Consider the following 14,841-nt stretch of genomic DNA (forward strand, 5'->3'; position numbering starts at 1 on the left):
ATTGTTGCATTGGCAACAACCAGGGTATCCATTAGCCGAGAGAAACTTTTAAACTGCTGGGTTGTGCCAGATTACCATGCAACACCACACCTCGCTGATTGGCATACAGGTGACGCAGAATTATGTAAATTGCCTCAATTTTTTCGGTTGCGCCTGCTTTTTCGGCAATTTCTTCTAAAGTCAGGGCCGATTTTTCTGTTTGCAGTACTTCGATGACGCTTTTTTGTAAATCAAGAATAGCAGCGGCGGCTTTTTTACCAGCTTCTACTCCTGGTTGGTGGTAAGCGTTGATGTTGACTAAGCTAGCATATAACCCAACAGCACGCTCGTATAAAGCAATTAAAGCGCCAACAGTACGTGGATTAACTTGGGGAATAGTAACTGTAATGGAATCGCGCTGATTTTCGTAAAGTGCTTGTCTGGTTCCTTGGAGAAAGCCAGAAAGGTAATCGCCTGATGTCACTCCCGGATCGATTTCTGGAGATGGACTTTGACGATCTTCTAAAACTTCAATTAAGGTAGCAAAGAAATTGGGTACACCTTCACGTAACTGCTGTACGTAAGCGTGTTGATCTGTTGAACCTTTGTTACCATAAACGGCGATACCTTGATATACAGTATTGCCATCTAAATCTTTTTCTTTACCTAAAGATTCCATTACCAGCTGTTGCAGATAACGGCTGAATAATAGCAGGCTGTCCTTGTAGGGAAGCACAACCATATCTTTTTCACCCTTACCATTGCCAGAATAGTACCAAGACAAGGCCAGTAGGGCGGCTGGGTTATTTTTGATATCGGCTTTTCGGGTAGCATCATCCATTTCTTTCGCACCTTCTAGCATGGCGCGAATGTCAATGCCTTGCAATGCGGCTGGTACTAAGCCCACTGTAGACATTTCCGAGGTGCGTCCTCCCACCCAGTCATACATGGGGAATCTCGCTAACCAACCTTCAGCTTTGGCGATTTTATCTAAGTTGCTATCAACGCTGGTAATAGCTACTGCATATTGAGCAAAGTCTAAATTTTGCCCAGCGTAGGCTTTTTTAACTTCAATCATGCCATTGCGCGGTTCGGGCGTGCCGCCAGATTTGGAAATCACCAAAACTAAAGTGCTGGCGAGACTGTTGCGCAATTGGGTGAGAATGCGATCGATTCCGGCGGGATCTGTATTGTCAATAAAGTGAATTTTTAGAGGTGGAAAATCGGGGGACAGGGCTTCAGCGACAAATTGGGGGCCTAAAGCAGAACCACCAATGCCAATGGAGATAATATCAGTAAAGCGATTAGCTCTAGGAGGATGAATAGCACCTGTTTGGATTTTTTCGGCAAAGGCTTCGATTTGTTCCAGGGTTTGGACAATTTCTTGGGTAAGTTCTGGAGTTGGCGCTAAATCGGGATTTCGCAACCAGTAATGTCCAACCATGCGATTTTCGTCCGGATTAGCGATCGCACCCTGTTCCAGTGCTACCATATCCGCAAACGCCTTCTCAAACTTCGGCCGCAACGAATCTACAAAGGTATCATCAAACCGCATCCGACTCACATCAAGATACAGCCCTAATCCCTCGTGGAAATATAACCAATTTTGGTATCGTTGCCAAAGTGCTTTAGCATCCATAAGGGAAATCTCAACTTTAAAGTGTTTTTCAAAAACCAGTTTAATGTAAGGTTATAGCGATCCCTGCTTTGCCTTATACAGTTTTAAGTGTTGATCTAAGCTTTACCCTTAAACATCCGGCATAGGTATGACACGCAAAAACTTCACAATTTCACCTCTGACTTCTATACCTATTAAATAATTATCGATACTAAAGCGGTGAAATATACCATCACTATCAAGTTGCCGCATTTGGGGGAGAGAACGCATCTGCCAGTGGTGCGGAAACTCGTAAAATATAAAATTATACACCTGCTCATAAGCAGATGTTTCTAAACTCTTCAGGTCGTGTAAAAAAGACCTGGTATAACGCACTTCTACAATCACTAAATCTCACTTCCCCAATACATTAACTGTCGAATTGCTTCGTCTTGAGTTAAGATGTCCCACGGTTGCTGCGATCGCTTGGCCTCTTCTATGGCTTTGAGCATATAAAAGTCACAATACAGATTGTGGACTACTTCCCAAGTGGTTGGTATATCCTCATCCGCTAATTGCTCGATTAAGTGATGGATTCTCGTTCGTAATAAATTCATAAATTTAACCTTTGTCATTTGTCATTCGTCATTTATTGTTCTCTGTGTCGCTGCGTTTCACCCTCAGCGTGTCTCCCCTAACCTAATCCAAAAATAGTATGCCCATAAATTAGGCGATCGTTAACCGTAAGATGGCACGATGCCTTACAATCTGGGGCTAGGGGCTAGGGGCTAGGGAAAGAAGATGAGGCAAGGAGAATAACAAATAACTAATGACTAATGACTAATGACATATGTTTGAATATTTAATCTTTTTAGCGATTTCTACAGCCACTTTTGCCCTGTTCAGTTTGGGACTGAACTTGCAATGGGGTTTCACGGGGTTAATTAACTTTGGTCATATTGCTTTTATGACCTTGGGAGCCTACACAACAGTATTGTTGACCTTAAAAGGTATTCCCATATTATTATCGGCAATTGTCGGCTCTATTGTCGCCGCTTTGTTAGGTTTGGTAATTGGTTTTGCTACTCTCCGCCTGCGAGAAGATTACCTGGGAATTGTCACCATTGGCGTAGGCGAACTAATTCGCTTGGTGGTAAATAACCAAGAGTTACCTGTGGGTAATACTTGGATTTCTGGTGCTTTTGGTGTTCAAAGTTACCCTATACCTTTGGCTACTACACCAAATTTATTTTTCAGAGTTGTGATGATGGCTTTGTTGACGCTGCTTTTGGGCGTTACCGTTTTCTCATTATGGCGCTGGATAAATAGTACTAGGGTAGCTAGCGGTACTGAGGCTGTAACGAAGAAAACTAGTAAACAAGAATTCGCATCCCGGCTGAGTGTGAGTCTTGTCTTGGGACTGTTGGCGGTAATTGTTTATATTTCTGGCATCGTCACCTTGTATAACTACATCCCCAAAGCAGGGTTAATGGTGGTAGCGCTGTTAGTTTTAGCTTTTGTTTTCTGGCGGTTGGAAATGTTAGTGCGATCGCCTTGGGGTAGAGTCCTCAAAGCAATCCGCGAAGACGAGGAAATTCCTAAAGCCCTAGGAAAAAACGTCTTTTGGTATAAACTCCAATCACTGATGTTAGGTGGTGCGATCGCGGGAATAGCAGGTGCATTCTTTGCTTGGCAACTCAGCGCCGTTTATCCCGATAATTTCCAACCACAGCTAACTTTTGACGCTTGGATTATGGTGATTTTGGGCGGTTCGGGAAATAACATCGGCACAATTTTGGGTGCTGTGATTTTCTTTGCCTATGATGCTATTACCCGCGAACTTTTACCAAAAATTATTCCCCTAGATGAAGCGCGGTTGGGTGCATTTCGCATCATGGTAATTGGTTTAATTTTGATGGTACTAATGATTTGGCGTCCACAAGGTATCTTAGGGAAAAAGGAGGAACTTACCCTTGGTAAATAACCAGTCACCCCAACTTCCCTTACTGGCGGCTACTGGACTTTGTAAAAGCTTTGGTGGAATTAAAGCCGTCAATGATGCCAGCATTGAGGTAGCTAAAGGTAGTATCACAGGATTAATTGGCCCTAATGGTGCGGGTAAAACTACCTTTTTTAACTTACTATCTAATTTCATTCGTCCAGATAAGGGGCGCGTGATTTTTGATGGCGAACCAATTCATCACCTCCAACCATACCAAATCGCCCAACAAGGCATAGTCCGAACTTTTCAAGTAGCCCGGACTCTTTCGCGGTTGTCGGTGCTAGAAAATATGCTGCTAGCGGCGCAAAAGCAAACTGGCGAGAATTTTTGGCAGGTACAATTCCAACCTCATATAGTGGCGAAGGAAGAAAAGCAACTTAAAGAACAAGCGATGTTTTTTTTAGAATCTGTGGGTTTGGCAAAAAAAGCCCATGATTACGCCGGCGGTTTATCTGGAGGACAACGCAAGCTGCTAGAAATGGGGCGGGCGCTGATGACTAATCCCAAGTTAATTTTGTTAGATGAACCAGCCGCGGGGGTGAATCCGCGATTGATTGACGATATTTGCGATCGCATTCTCCACTGGAACCGCCAAGACGGCATGACTTTTCTGATTATCGAACACAACATGGACGTAATCATGTCCCTGTGCGATCGCGTTTGGGTACTAGCTGAAGGTAAAAACCTTGCCGACGGTACACCCGCAGAAATTCAAACTAATGCCCAAGTATTGGAAGCTTATTTAGGAAAATAATAGGGGTGGGCATTGGGCATTGATACCCTAGTCCCTAGCCCCTAGTCCCTAGCCCCTAGTCCCTAGCCCCTAGTCCCTAGCCCCTAGCCCCTAGAGAATCAACCTTTGTGGTGATGTCGCATAGCCTTATGGATTTTCTTCCATCTTTCTTTCTCCGCTAATTGTGCCCTTTGATCTTGTTTACGAGCTGAGTATTCCAGTTCCTTTTGTAACTTTTGGTAACTGAGGAATCGCGAATAATCAAGTAGCTTTTCTGATAAAGCATGTTGCACTGCACAACCCGGTTGTTGTTGATGCTGACAATCGCGGAAACGGCAATTTTCGGCTAAGGTTTCAATGTCTGCAAAAGTTTCTTGCAAACTTTCATCACCTGCCCATATTTGGATTTCCCTCATACCTGGGGTATCAATAATCAAGCCCCCATTGGAGAGTAACATCAACTGACGATGGGTTGTTGTATGTCTTCCTTTGTCGTCACTCTGGCGTACTGATTGCACAGCTTGCACAGATTCACCTTTGAGTTGATTGGTAATAGTAGATTTCCCAACACCAGAAGAACCTAACAAAGCCACTGTCTGTCCTGGTTGCAAGTAAGATGTTAAAGCATCCAATCCTTGATTGTTGGTAGCGCTTAACACTACTATTGGTACGCCAATAGCAACAGCTTCTACTTCCGCCAAGCAAGCTTCGAGAGAATCACACAAGTCAGATTTATTTAAAACGATAACTGGATTGGCACCACTTTCCCAAGCCAGAATTAGATAGCGTTCAATTCTTCTAGGGTTAAAGTCACCATCTAAACCCGATACAAGGAATACTGTGTCAATATTGGCGGCAACAATTTGCTCCTCTGTTTTATTACCTACAGTTTTGCGAGAAAATTTACTTTTCCTGGGCAATATTCCGTGGATTGTTGCTTGCTTTTCTGTATCTCTTACTCGAATAGTTACCCAATCTCCCACAGCAGGAAAGTCTTGGGGTTGAACAGCGTGATGTCTGAGTTTACCTGTTACTTTCGCTCTTAGTTCACCTTGTTCGCCAATCAGGGTATATGTATCTTTGTATTCAACAGCAACTCTACCAACAGTAAATCCTTGTTGGCGATATGCTTCAAAGCTGTGAGCAAAAAAGCTACTCCAGCCTAAGTCATTCAAATTCACTGATTTTTCCTCAATGTGTGCTACTTGTTCCGCACAAGGCTCACAGAGGAGACACTTCCTAATTTATGGCAAATGAGCCACTTCTCTCAAATTCGGCAATCAATCCCAAATTTACCTAATTGTGAATTAGATAAGTGTCCGTCAATTCTCGATTTCATTCCTGGAAGTTTGCGGATTGAACAAGAATCTCTGTACCTTGTGTCCGTTGAGTTGGAGTGATTAATACTACCCGGACTGTTACAAAATCAGTCATCTTGCTTCCTCCCGACATACTACAAGGAATGATCTACATTATTACATCACATGATTCCGGAAAAATAAATACAGAATATTAATCATTGCTTAATATCAGAGGGAATCAGGGTAAGGTGTTGCAAAATTTTTACAAGCAGATATACTGAATAGAAGAGGGTTAAAAAAACTTTCCAAGTTCTGAATAAAGGGGAGAAGCTAACTACCAAAAAAGCAGCTAGCTTCTAGTGTAATCTACCGTTTTTTGTCTTCAGCCGTTTACTGCTCCATTTCCCATAGTAGGCTTGTCATTTTTTTTTGTCAAGTTGTCATTTAAAAATGACATAAAAAAATGTCTTGCTTTTCAGACTTCATGAGAGAAAATAAAGACAAGCATAATATTTGAGGACTTCAGCATATGACTGACAGAAGACGTTCTGATGACTACAAGCAAATCAGCGGCTACATTCCACTGGATTTAGCCTTGGAATTTAAAAGCACCTGTGCCCGCTTAGGCATTTCCCAAAGCGACGCTATGGAAGAGATGGCGCAAGAGTGGGTAGCCAAAAAAACAGGTTCGCATTCTCTCAACGCTCGAAAACCTTCTCCCCTAACAATTGCCGATGTAGTAAGGGCTAACATGGCAAAACTTAAGTGCTGTGGGTTAAAAAATTTGCCCGCCTTAGCCAAAGGTGAAGTCCTACCAACTCCAGGAGACTTTGCAATTATTACATCGGCTTTAGACATTCCTGAGGAAGACAGACAAAAAATTTGGCAAGAAACTTTTAAAATTTCCGTGTATCAAGATTATCCGGGTGTAAAAGTATATAGAAATTCTGGAGGTGTCAAAGAAGATGAGTGTGAGTATTCTTAGAATCCTCAACTTACCGGGGTGGAACTTTAAAATGTCTTATGATGGGGTTTCAATTTTTGCCCCTACTAAGCGTGATGCCACTTATATAGCTCGCAGTTATGGTGAGGCTTTTAGCGAAACTGCATGTAAACTTAATGGCAAAGTAAAAATTCAGTGGCGAGGCTGCAAGCAACCAATTGAATTTTTTGGGTGGATGGCTAGCGAACAACCACCTACAGCATCGGAAACAGCCGAGCAAATTCTTCAAAATGAGGGTGCAGTGTTTTGCAGCCAGTTACGGGTACCATCGCAGTTGTTGTACCGTATGGTTGCTGCTGCGGAAAATGAGCGTCCGGTGAGCATCGTTAGACAAGATACTCGCAAGCAAATTATTGTTAATCAGCCAATGGCCCAAATGCTACAGACACCCCCAGAAATTGCCACTCAAAGGATCATGACTCAGTTTTGGCTACCTGAGGATTTAGCCGAACTGGAACGCAGATTGCACAATGATAGGCAGTTTACTTGGACTTATTCTGCGGGATTAAATGAGAGAGCTTGGGCAATCTTAACTACGCAATTTGAGGCTTTTGAGGTGGAGGGTATTTGGTACAGACAGGGAATCAGCTTAGCGAGTCCCCAACTTGTACCCATACCTCCAGGGGTGCTGGAACAAGCTTAAATTCACAATTTGGCTCCTTCACGAATTAGAAAATCATCAGGTGTATCATTGATTTTTCTATTTCGGGGTGCATTTTTTTTAGTTAAGTTACCAGTATTTACGATCGCGTTTTAAATTTTCAGATTAAAAATTGAAGCGTTCAGGGCAAGACTGTTGCAGTTATCTATCTTAATTCTCTTCAGGACATCTACCTAATTCTTTCTTGCTTCCCTGATTCGTCACTGAAAATTGAAAAAATATAGCGATTTAAACCCTATCTGGGAATAGTTAGCCTAATTTTTAAGATTTTTCAAAACTGCATAGCAGTTAATTAAAATCACATCGATTACAGAGTGCTAGTTTCAGGTGCGGAAGTTAACTGTTCTAGCAATTGTGGGTGTTGAATTTTGGTAAATGCACCCTTGACACTCCATTGCACTGCCCAAATTTACCTTGACTTTTACAAATAAATCGTATCCATCCTTACAATTTGCTTTACTATTAGCAATTTTATCTGTGTAACAAAATAATAAGCTCATGTATATGAAAGATTGTGCCTAGGGAAAGGTTTTTTGCTGTGTGTGGTGTGCTAAGGTTTTGTATTTGCACGCACATGCGATGTCTGACGACAAGCCGCTTCTCTACGAGACGCTACCGCTTGCTAAATTTTGAGACAGGGAGATAGCTAAAGCATGACTAAACCAGAGATAGCAGCTTATGGAGCGTGGCGATCGCCGATTACCACAAATTTAATTACCTCCCAAACAATTGGCTTAGGACAAATTTGGCTCGATGGTGAAGATATCTACTGGAGTGAATTACGACCATCAGAAAAAGGTAGAAACGTAATAGTACAGTTAAAAAATGGTCAAACTTACGACGTAACCCTTACAGGGTATAACGTCCGTACCCGTGTCCATGAATATGGCGGTGCTTCTTTTTTGGTAGTTAATGGCACAGTGTACTTTGTTAACTTTGCCGACCAGCGCCTTTATCGTCAATCTGCTGATAGCGCACCACAAGCCATCACACCAGAAGTAGCAAAACGCTACGCAGACGCTATTTTTGACCATCAACGCCAACGGATTATTTGCGTGTGCGAGGATCATAGCGTTGCTGGGCAAGAAGCTGTCAATACTGTGGTAAGTATTGGGTTGACAGGAGATAGTACACCACAGCAACTAGTTGCAGGTAACGATTTTTACGCCGCACCGCGCCTGAGTCCTGATGGTTCGTGCTTGGCTTGGCTAAGTTGGAACCATCCAAATATGCCCTGGGATGGTACGGAACTGTGGGTAGCAGAAGTTAATGCAGATGGATTTTTAGGAAAAGCCGAAAAAATTGCCGGGGGTATAGAAGAATCTATATTTCAACCTCAGTGGTCGCCAGACGGTACACTATACTTTATTTCAGACCGCACAGGCTGGTGGAATCTCTATCGCTGGCAAAATCACAGTGTGGAACCTTTAACCGAGATAAAAGCAGAGTTTGGTAAACCTCTGTGGGTGTTAGGAATGCGCACCTATGATTTTGAGTCAAGCGATCGCATTATTTGCACTTATACTCAAGAAGGTATTTGGCATTTAGCAAGTCTCGATACCAAAACTAAGCAATTAGAATCTCTGCCAAATCCTTACACAGATATTTCTTCACTCCACACCGCTCCTGGTAAAGTATTTCTGCTCGGTGGTTCGCCAACCGAGCAAACATCAATTGTGCAGTTAGATTTGGCGAGTCAAAAACTGGAAGTACTACGCCGCGCCAGTGATGTGCAGATTGAGGCTGGTTATCTTTCCTTAGCCCAACCAATTGCCTACCCTACAAGTGATGGTAAGACAGCCTACGCCTTATTTTATCCCCCGCAAAATCAAGATTACACAGCCCCAGATGGGGAGAAACCGCCGCTAATTGTCAAAAGCCACGGGGGGCCGACAGCTGCGGCTGGGAGCAGTTTGAATTTTCGCATTCAATACTGGACAAGTCGCGGTATTGCAGTTTTAGATGTCAATTATGGTGGTAGTACTGGTTATGGCAGAGAATACCGCCAAAGATTAGATGGACAATGGGGAATTGTCGATGTTGATGATTGCGTTGATGGGGCGCGTTATTTGGTAGAAAAAGGACAAGTAGACGGTAACCGTCTAGCAATTTCTGGTGGGAGTGCGGGTGGTTATACAACGCTGTGTGCTTTAACTTTCCGCGATACCTTTAAAGCAGGTGCGAGTCACTATGGGGTGAGCGATTTAGAAGCTTTAGCGCGAGATACCCACAAATTTGAATCGAGATATTTAGACCGCTTAATTGGTAAGTATCCCGAACAGCAGCAGCTTTATCAAGAGCGATCGCCAATTAATTTTACTGAACGTCTAGCCTCGCCTGTAATTTTCTTTCAAGGATTGGAAGACCAAGTAGTACCACCCAACCAAACAGAAGCAATGGTAACAGCATTGCGAGTTAAAGGCGTTCCCGTGGCTTATCTTCCCTTTCCAGGGGAGCAGCATGGGTTCCGACAAGCCGAAAATATCAAGCGTTCTTTAGAAGGGGAACTTTACTTTTACTCGCGGATTTTCGGCTTTGAATTAGCTGATGCTGTAGAACCTTTACCAATTGAAAACTTTTGATTATTCTCTCTCGTGCTGCGGCTGATTTTGCGGACGACGGAGAAACCAATACCATCCAGAACCTTTACGAGTCAGCCAGGAATCTTCTAAATCGGGATTATAGTTAGGGAAATCAGAAAATTGATTGTCATCATGGACACGAATTCTCAAATTCTGACAATTTCCTTCAATATCAATTGTCACAGTCTGATTATCGCTCTGGTTTGGGCGTAAGAGGCTATCTCTGATGATGCGTCGGTTTCTCGCTACTCTATTGCTAGGAAGACAACGCACTCTTACTAAAGAACTGTCATTAGGGTTATCTAAAAGATAGGGTAGTACTGAAGAGTCGCGATTTCTCGGAGTTTCGGCGCTGGCTAAAGAAGTGATTGATAGCAAGAGAATTGTACTCAAGCTAATCATTCTAGCTCTAGGTGGGCTATTCATGGTATCTCCTGTTAATTAAAAACAGTAATTGCCAGGGCGCTAACCCCGGCGTGGAATTCATTTAAAATTTCAAATCAAATACTAGTGTTAATTAGTAATAACTTATTTATCTTCTAGCAATTGATTGACTTGCGCGCCTCTGCGACCAGTTTTAATTTCATAACGACGGGTGAGGTTATCTTGGTAGTTCATATCTCTAGCAGCCGCAGAGTTAACGAAAGCATCGCAATTTTTACCTTGAACTACTGTAGAGGAACTGCTGCTATTTTCTTCATTGCGGTTATTACGACTATCTTTAGAATCGCTGTTATTTCGGCTACCTTGGCTCGCACCGCTACCACTAACGCCAATACCTAAGAAGCTGACACCACCGCCACCGCCATCATTGTGGCTTTGAGCAGAACTAGAACGAGTGCTAGTAGAAGTAGCGATCGCTATTTTAGTAGAACTGTTGCGGGTGTTGCTACCTAAACCAACATCACTACATAAAGCACGGGGGTCATTGGCGAGAGTTTTCGGGTCAACCCAAGATTGATGATCTCCCAAACCTTGAATTTCACTGTTACCTACGGGATTGCTAGGTGTAGAAGTGTTAGGAGTACCATTACCTACAGCTGCGCCAGGGGTAAGAATACCAGGTTTAAAGATACCAGCCGGCTGTGCATCAAATGGCCCGGCGAATGCTGGTAGTGTAGCGGTTAAAAGTGCAGTAGCAGTAAGTAAAGAGCCAGTTAGGTTACGGAATTTCATAGTCATTTTCCTTTAGTTTCAGTGTTTGTCTTGGGCTTTCATCCCTTCACTTACTCATAGGTTGAACTTAAGAAGTTTATGCACCCCTGAGGGAAATTTTTTTGTAAATCCTAGCGGAGGTATTGAAGGATCAGGAAGACAAGGAAAAAAACAACTGACTAATGACTATTGACCAAAAATTGGGATAAATAAGTGAATCGTCTTGAGGTTTTTACCGAATTATGCAGTACCCTTTAGAACTGACTTTCAAATTTTGGGCGTTAGCGCCGCAAATCTCGATTGTTGATAACCAAAGTAATTTGCTGTTTTATGTTAAGCAGAAGCTTTTTAAGCTAAAGGAAGCAATCACGATTTTTGCTGATGTAGAACAAACTCGTCCGCTTTATTACATCAAAGCTGACCGAATTATCGATTTTTCGGCACGTTATAATTTTAGCGATAGCAACGGTAAAGAAATTGGTGCTGTCAAACGGCGAGGATTGCGATCGCTTTGGCGCGCCCGCTATGACATATTTGATGGTGATACTAGCAATCTCACCATCCAAGAAAAAAATCCTTGGATAAAAGTTGCTGATGCTTTATTTGCAGAGATACCAGTTGTGGGGTTGTTTACTGGTTATGTCTTCAACCCAGTTTATCTAGTCAGCCGGGCTGATGGTACTGTTGTCATGCGGTTAGAGAAAATTCCCTCGTTTCTCTCCAGAAGATTTACGATTAAACAAGTCGATCAATTAAGCGATCGCGAACAAGAGCAAGTTCTGTTAAGTTTAATGATGATGCTGCTCCTAGAACGCAATCGCGGCTAGTTAATCTTCGGCTATTCTACATAATTATTGCAGAGGAGATATTCTTCCTAGGCTGTTGGTTTGCAAGATCTCCGATTTCTGATAGAAATCAGAGATCTGAACACCAGCATTTAATAACCATCCACAGACCAATGGGGAGGATCGTTACTCAACTTATACACGCCGTAGCTACTACCTACTGTCCATAAACTTCGATTTAAGGCTGCGTTTGTTGGGTTACCTACATTCACCATTCTCCCATTACCATCTCTAATACTAATTGTGCCATTCCAGGTGACATTCCAATCAATTGCTAATCTTTGAGTATGGCGCGAATTTAAAGAAACAGGATTACCACCAATTCCATAAGCATTTACCATCTCTTTAGCAGCTTGTACTGAACCTGCATTGGTATAATGCTCCCATTCAATATTAACTCCCGCCATACTTGGGACAAATTTCGCAGCAATTTCTTGTCTATTGATTCGTGCTGCATAATGCATTAAATAAGCACGTTCTTTAGGACGATGGGTTGCAGTGACAATTACTTGACATCCTGCATCAATAAGTGCTTTTTGAAATGCTTCTACTCTTTGACGAAATGGTAAAGCTAAATCTGCAATTAATCTGCTAGTAGGGAAATTATCAACCCAATGTGCGCCACTGAGGCGAAATCTTTGAATTTTCGCATAACCATTTAAAATATCTAAGGCTGGTGTTAAATCTTGTCCGAGTTTTTGTTTAGTATTATTGCTTAAAGCTGCTTCTATTTCGCTACGCCAGCGCACATCTCTTTTCTTATATGCTTCAGCTAAACCTTTATTACTACTATTACCAAAATCTCCATCTATTTTTAAAAGTGGATTTAATTGTCCAGTTTTATTGATAGATGCTTGGAAATCTTTAACTTCTGCTTCCCCAAAACCAAGGTAACTTAGCAATGTGCTAGGTGAAAGATTAGGAATCTGTAAAATAAAACCCTGATTCAGGGCTACAGAATAAGTCATATTTCCTACTATACCATCAGCGGTTAAGTTATTTCTTTGCTGATAGTTACGAGTTGCTTGGTCAGTCTGTTTACCAAAATCACCATCAACCACATCAATAGGAAATTGAGCATTTTTCAGGAAGCGTTGCCAAGCTTCTACAATCGCCCCTTTGGAACCAAGTCTGATTACTGGTAGTTTCAGAATGCTAACATTAAAAGCCATAATTTTCTCCCCATTAAAAATTATAGACTTCTTGCAAAAGCTTGATGTTTAGTAATACAGTCAGCATTTTGCTGGATTTTATCTGTTACTTCAGGTACTTTTGCAAGCCGTCTATGGATTACTCAGGATGATATTTAAAAAAGGAAATTATTCCTGATAATGATTGCCTAACTTTGGCATTAGCAAACAATGACAGCCTTGTCAATTATCTTGAATTGCATCACCATATTTAAAGTAATTTCTGCCAAGAAGCAGGGCCGATAATGCCATCAGCAACTAAGCCATTTTGCTTTTGAAAATTTTTCACTGTCGCCTCTGTTTGCGGCCCATAAATACCATCGACCTCAACACCCAAACGATATTGCAAGTAGCGAACTACTGTCCCACCAGCATGATTTGGACGAATAATTCTTCTTGCTAAAATCAAATTGATGGCATCCCAGGTAGCTTTGTTAGCAGTTCCTGTTTCTGCTATACCAACTACTTTTTGAAATTTGGTAACCGCAGAACTTGTAGCATTACCCGATATACCATCTTCTACTAAAGGTTTACCATTTCTATCGGTAATTTTTAGTTGATTCAATGCTTTCTGTAGACGCAGAACTGTGACATCTACATTCATTTCTTCATCGGGGACAGGGTTTACAGTAGTAGTTGGTAATTTACCAGTCAAGCCTTTAACAATTGCATTTGCTACTGATTCTGAATCATAAATGTTCATGTCTTTTTGAGAATCAATAAAGCAGCATTCTACAAGAATTGCAGGCATATTTGTATTTCTCAATACATATAAATGGGAACCACTCTTCACACCCCGATTAAAGTATCCTAATTTGACAATTTCATCTAATACTGGTTTAGCAATTCTGCGACTAGTTTCGCTACCTGCAAATACTTCTGTGCCGTTTGCTTTACCGTTAAAAGCATTAAAATGAATTGAGACGAACACATCAACTTTATTAGCGTTGGCTATGTCGCATCTTCTATCAAGTGATTCACCGACTCTATTAGCTCTAGCGGGTCTACATGGAATGACTTGATGCCCTAAAGCTTGTAGTTTAGATATGACTCTATTGCCCACATCTAAGGTTAAATTATCTTCAAATCTGATACCTCTTGCTCCAGTGTCTGGAGGGCAATTATGTCCAATATCAATACCAAATTTCATTTCTATCTCCTCCGCTTATTTTCATATTAGTTTAAATTCTTAACACCTTTTGATTACTCTCTTTTATACTTTTACAGAAAGAAAAATAAATTTTCCATCTTAAAAGCTAACATGACTAGGAAAAATACATACCATAAATATGCTGAAAGTTACTCTGACAAAAGTCATAAGATAAATAATCATCGCTAAAATTGTCCAAAATATTTTTTTACTACAAGATAAAGAAAATAAATTCCCGGATTTTAACAAAACTTTTGTTCGCTTAACACAGCTGGCAAATAAATTTATCACTGAAAGGCTGATGCAACAAAATACACAAGTATATTGAGCGAATTTCTTCCCAGTCAAAAGTCAGTAGGGGCGGGTTTATTGAGAATTATCGTTGATCAGTGAGGATATTTGTGAACCCGCCCTTACAACAGTCAACAGTCAACCGTCAACCGTCAACAAACCTAGTGAAGGGAGGTAATACTACTGAGAAAGCCGTGAAGACCGATCCAGCCATTTACCATGCTCTTCTTACAATGATTCTATAAGAATTAATTTGATTTTCTTAGTCACGAACACTGTGCAAGAACGGATTCACCGTTAAGCGAGTGTGAGTTATCTTTATAGTCCTGTGTCTGGAGTGGTTTCTCCACAA

Annotated in this window: 14 protein-coding genes; 6 read left to right on the forward strand and 8 right to left on the reverse strand. The window is 41.6% G+C overall.

Going from position 1 to position 14,841, the window contains the following annotated elements; all coding sequences use genetic code 11:
• Window positions 1–31: 31 nt before the first annotated feature.
• From H6G41_RS15050 to H6G41_RS15060, 3 genes are all read right to left on the reverse strand, one after another.
• Entirely contained in the window at window positions 32–1,618 is a 1,587-nt protein-coding gene (locus H6G41_RS15050; protein WP_190746992.1) for a glucose-6-phosphate isomerase, read from the reverse strand.
• 108 nt (window positions 1,619–1,726) lie between these two features.
• On the reverse strand, window positions 1,727–1,984 hold the full coding sequence (locus tag H6G41_RS15055; protein ID WP_190746993.1) for a cytotoxic translational repressor of toxin-antitoxin stability system: 258 nt from the start codon (window positions 1,982–1,984) through the stop codon (window positions 1,727–1,729).
• Entirely contained in the window at window positions 1,984–2,193 is a 210-nt protein-coding gene (locus tag H6G41_RS15060; protein WP_190747061.1) for a hypothetical protein, read from the reverse strand. The genes H6G41_RS15055 and H6G41_RS15060 overlap by 1 nt, the downstream gene beginning before the upstream one ends.
• A 233-nt stretch (window positions 2,194–2,426) precedes the next feature.
• On the opposite strand from H6G41_RS15060, the gene H6G41_RS15065 reads away from it, so the two are divergent.
• On the forward strand, window positions 2,427–3,560 hold the full coding sequence (locus H6G41_RS15065) for a branched-chain amino acid ABC transporter permease (protein ID WP_190746994.1): 1,134 nt from the start codon (window positions 2,427–2,429) through the stop codon (window positions 3,558–3,560).
• Entirely contained in the window at window positions 3,550–4,332 is a 783-nt protein-coding gene (locus tag H6G41_RS15070; protein ID WP_190746995.1) for an ABC transporter ATP-binding protein, read from the forward strand. Before H6G41_RS15065 ends, H6G41_RS15070 begins: the two co-directional genes overlap by 11 nt.
• A 98-nt stretch (window positions 4,333–4,430) precedes the next feature.
• Here H6G41_RS15070 and rsgA read toward each other — a convergent pair whose 3' ends face one another.
• Window positions 4,431–5,492, reverse strand: coding sequence for a ribosome small subunit-dependent GTPase A (gene rsgA / locus H6G41_RS15075; RefSeq protein WP_190746996.1), 1,062 nt, complete (start codon window positions 5,490–5,492; stop codon window positions 4,431–4,433).
• A gap of 649 nt (window positions 5,493–6,141) precedes the next feature.
• Here rsgA and H6G41_RS15080 point away from each other — a divergent pair.
• The 3 genes from H6G41_RS15080 to H6G41_RS15090 all read left to right on the forward strand — a co-directional run bounded on the left by H6G41_RS15080 (window position 6,142) and on the right by H6G41_RS15090 (window position 9,858).
• Window positions 6,142–6,597, forward strand: coding sequence for a hypothetical protein (locus H6G41_RS15080; RefSeq protein ID WP_190746997.1), 456 nt, complete (start codon window positions 6,142–6,144; stop codon window positions 6,595–6,597).
• A complete protein-coding gene (locus H6G41_RS15085) occupies window positions 6,578–7,258 on the forward strand; it encodes a PAS domain-containing protein (RefSeq protein ID WP_190746998.1) in 681 nt (226 codons plus the stop codon). The genes H6G41_RS15080 and H6G41_RS15085 overlap by 20 nt, the downstream gene beginning before the upstream one ends.
• Window positions 7,259–7,929: 671 nt before the next feature.
• Entirely contained in the window at window positions 7,930–9,858 is a 1,929-nt protein-coding gene (locus tag H6G41_RS15090; protein WP_190746999.1) for a S9 family peptidase, read from the forward strand.
• On the opposite strand, the gene H6G41_RS15095 is transcribed toward H6G41_RS15090, so the two are convergent.
• Window positions 9,859–10,284, reverse strand: a complete 426-nt coding sequence (locus H6G41_RS15095) for a hypothetical protein (protein WP_190747000.1) — start codon at window positions 10,282–10,284, stop codon at window positions 9,859–9,861.
• Window positions 10,285–10,386: 102 nt separating this feature from the next.
• Window positions 10,387–11,034 carry a hypothetical protein gene (locus H6G41_RS15100; protein WP_190747001.1) on the reverse strand — a complete coding sequence of 216 codons (648 nt, stop codon included), beginning with the start codon at window positions 11,032–11,034 and terminating at the stop codon, window positions 10,387–10,389.
• A 221-nt stretch (window positions 11,035–11,255) separates the two neighbouring features.
• Here H6G41_RS15100 and H6G41_RS15105 point away from each other — a divergent pair, with 221 nt between their 5' ends.
• Window positions 11,256–11,840, forward strand: coding sequence for a hypothetical protein (locus tag H6G41_RS15105; protein WP_190747002.1), 585 nt, complete (start codon window positions 11,256–11,258; stop codon window positions 11,838–11,840).
• Between the two features lie 110 nt (window positions 11,841–11,950).
• Here H6G41_RS15105 and H6G41_RS15110 read toward each other — a convergent pair whose 3' ends face one another.
• Together H6G41_RS15110 and H6G41_RS15115 are read right to left on the reverse strand one after the other, a co-directional pair.
• A complete protein-coding gene (locus tag H6G41_RS15110) occupies window positions 11,951–13,030 on the reverse strand; it encodes a peptidoglycan-binding protein (RefSeq protein ID WP_190747003.1) in 1,080 nt (359 codons plus the stop codon).
• Between the two features lie 229 nt (window positions 13,031–13,259).
• The gene (locus tag H6G41_RS15115; protein WP_190747004.1) at window positions 13,260–14,198 is read right to left on the reverse strand and encodes an N-acetylmuramoyl-L-alanine amidase; all 939 of its coding nucleotides are present in this window, start codon (window positions 14,196–14,198) and stop codon (window positions 13,260–13,262) included.
• Window positions 14,199–14,841 lie beyond the last annotated feature (643 nt).

The sequence above is a fragment of the Tolypothrix sp. FACHB-123 genome (genome assembly GCF_014697075.1).
Taxonomy (GTDB): Bacteria; Cyanobacteriota; Cyanobacteriia; order Cyanobacteriales; family Nostocaceae; genus Aulosira.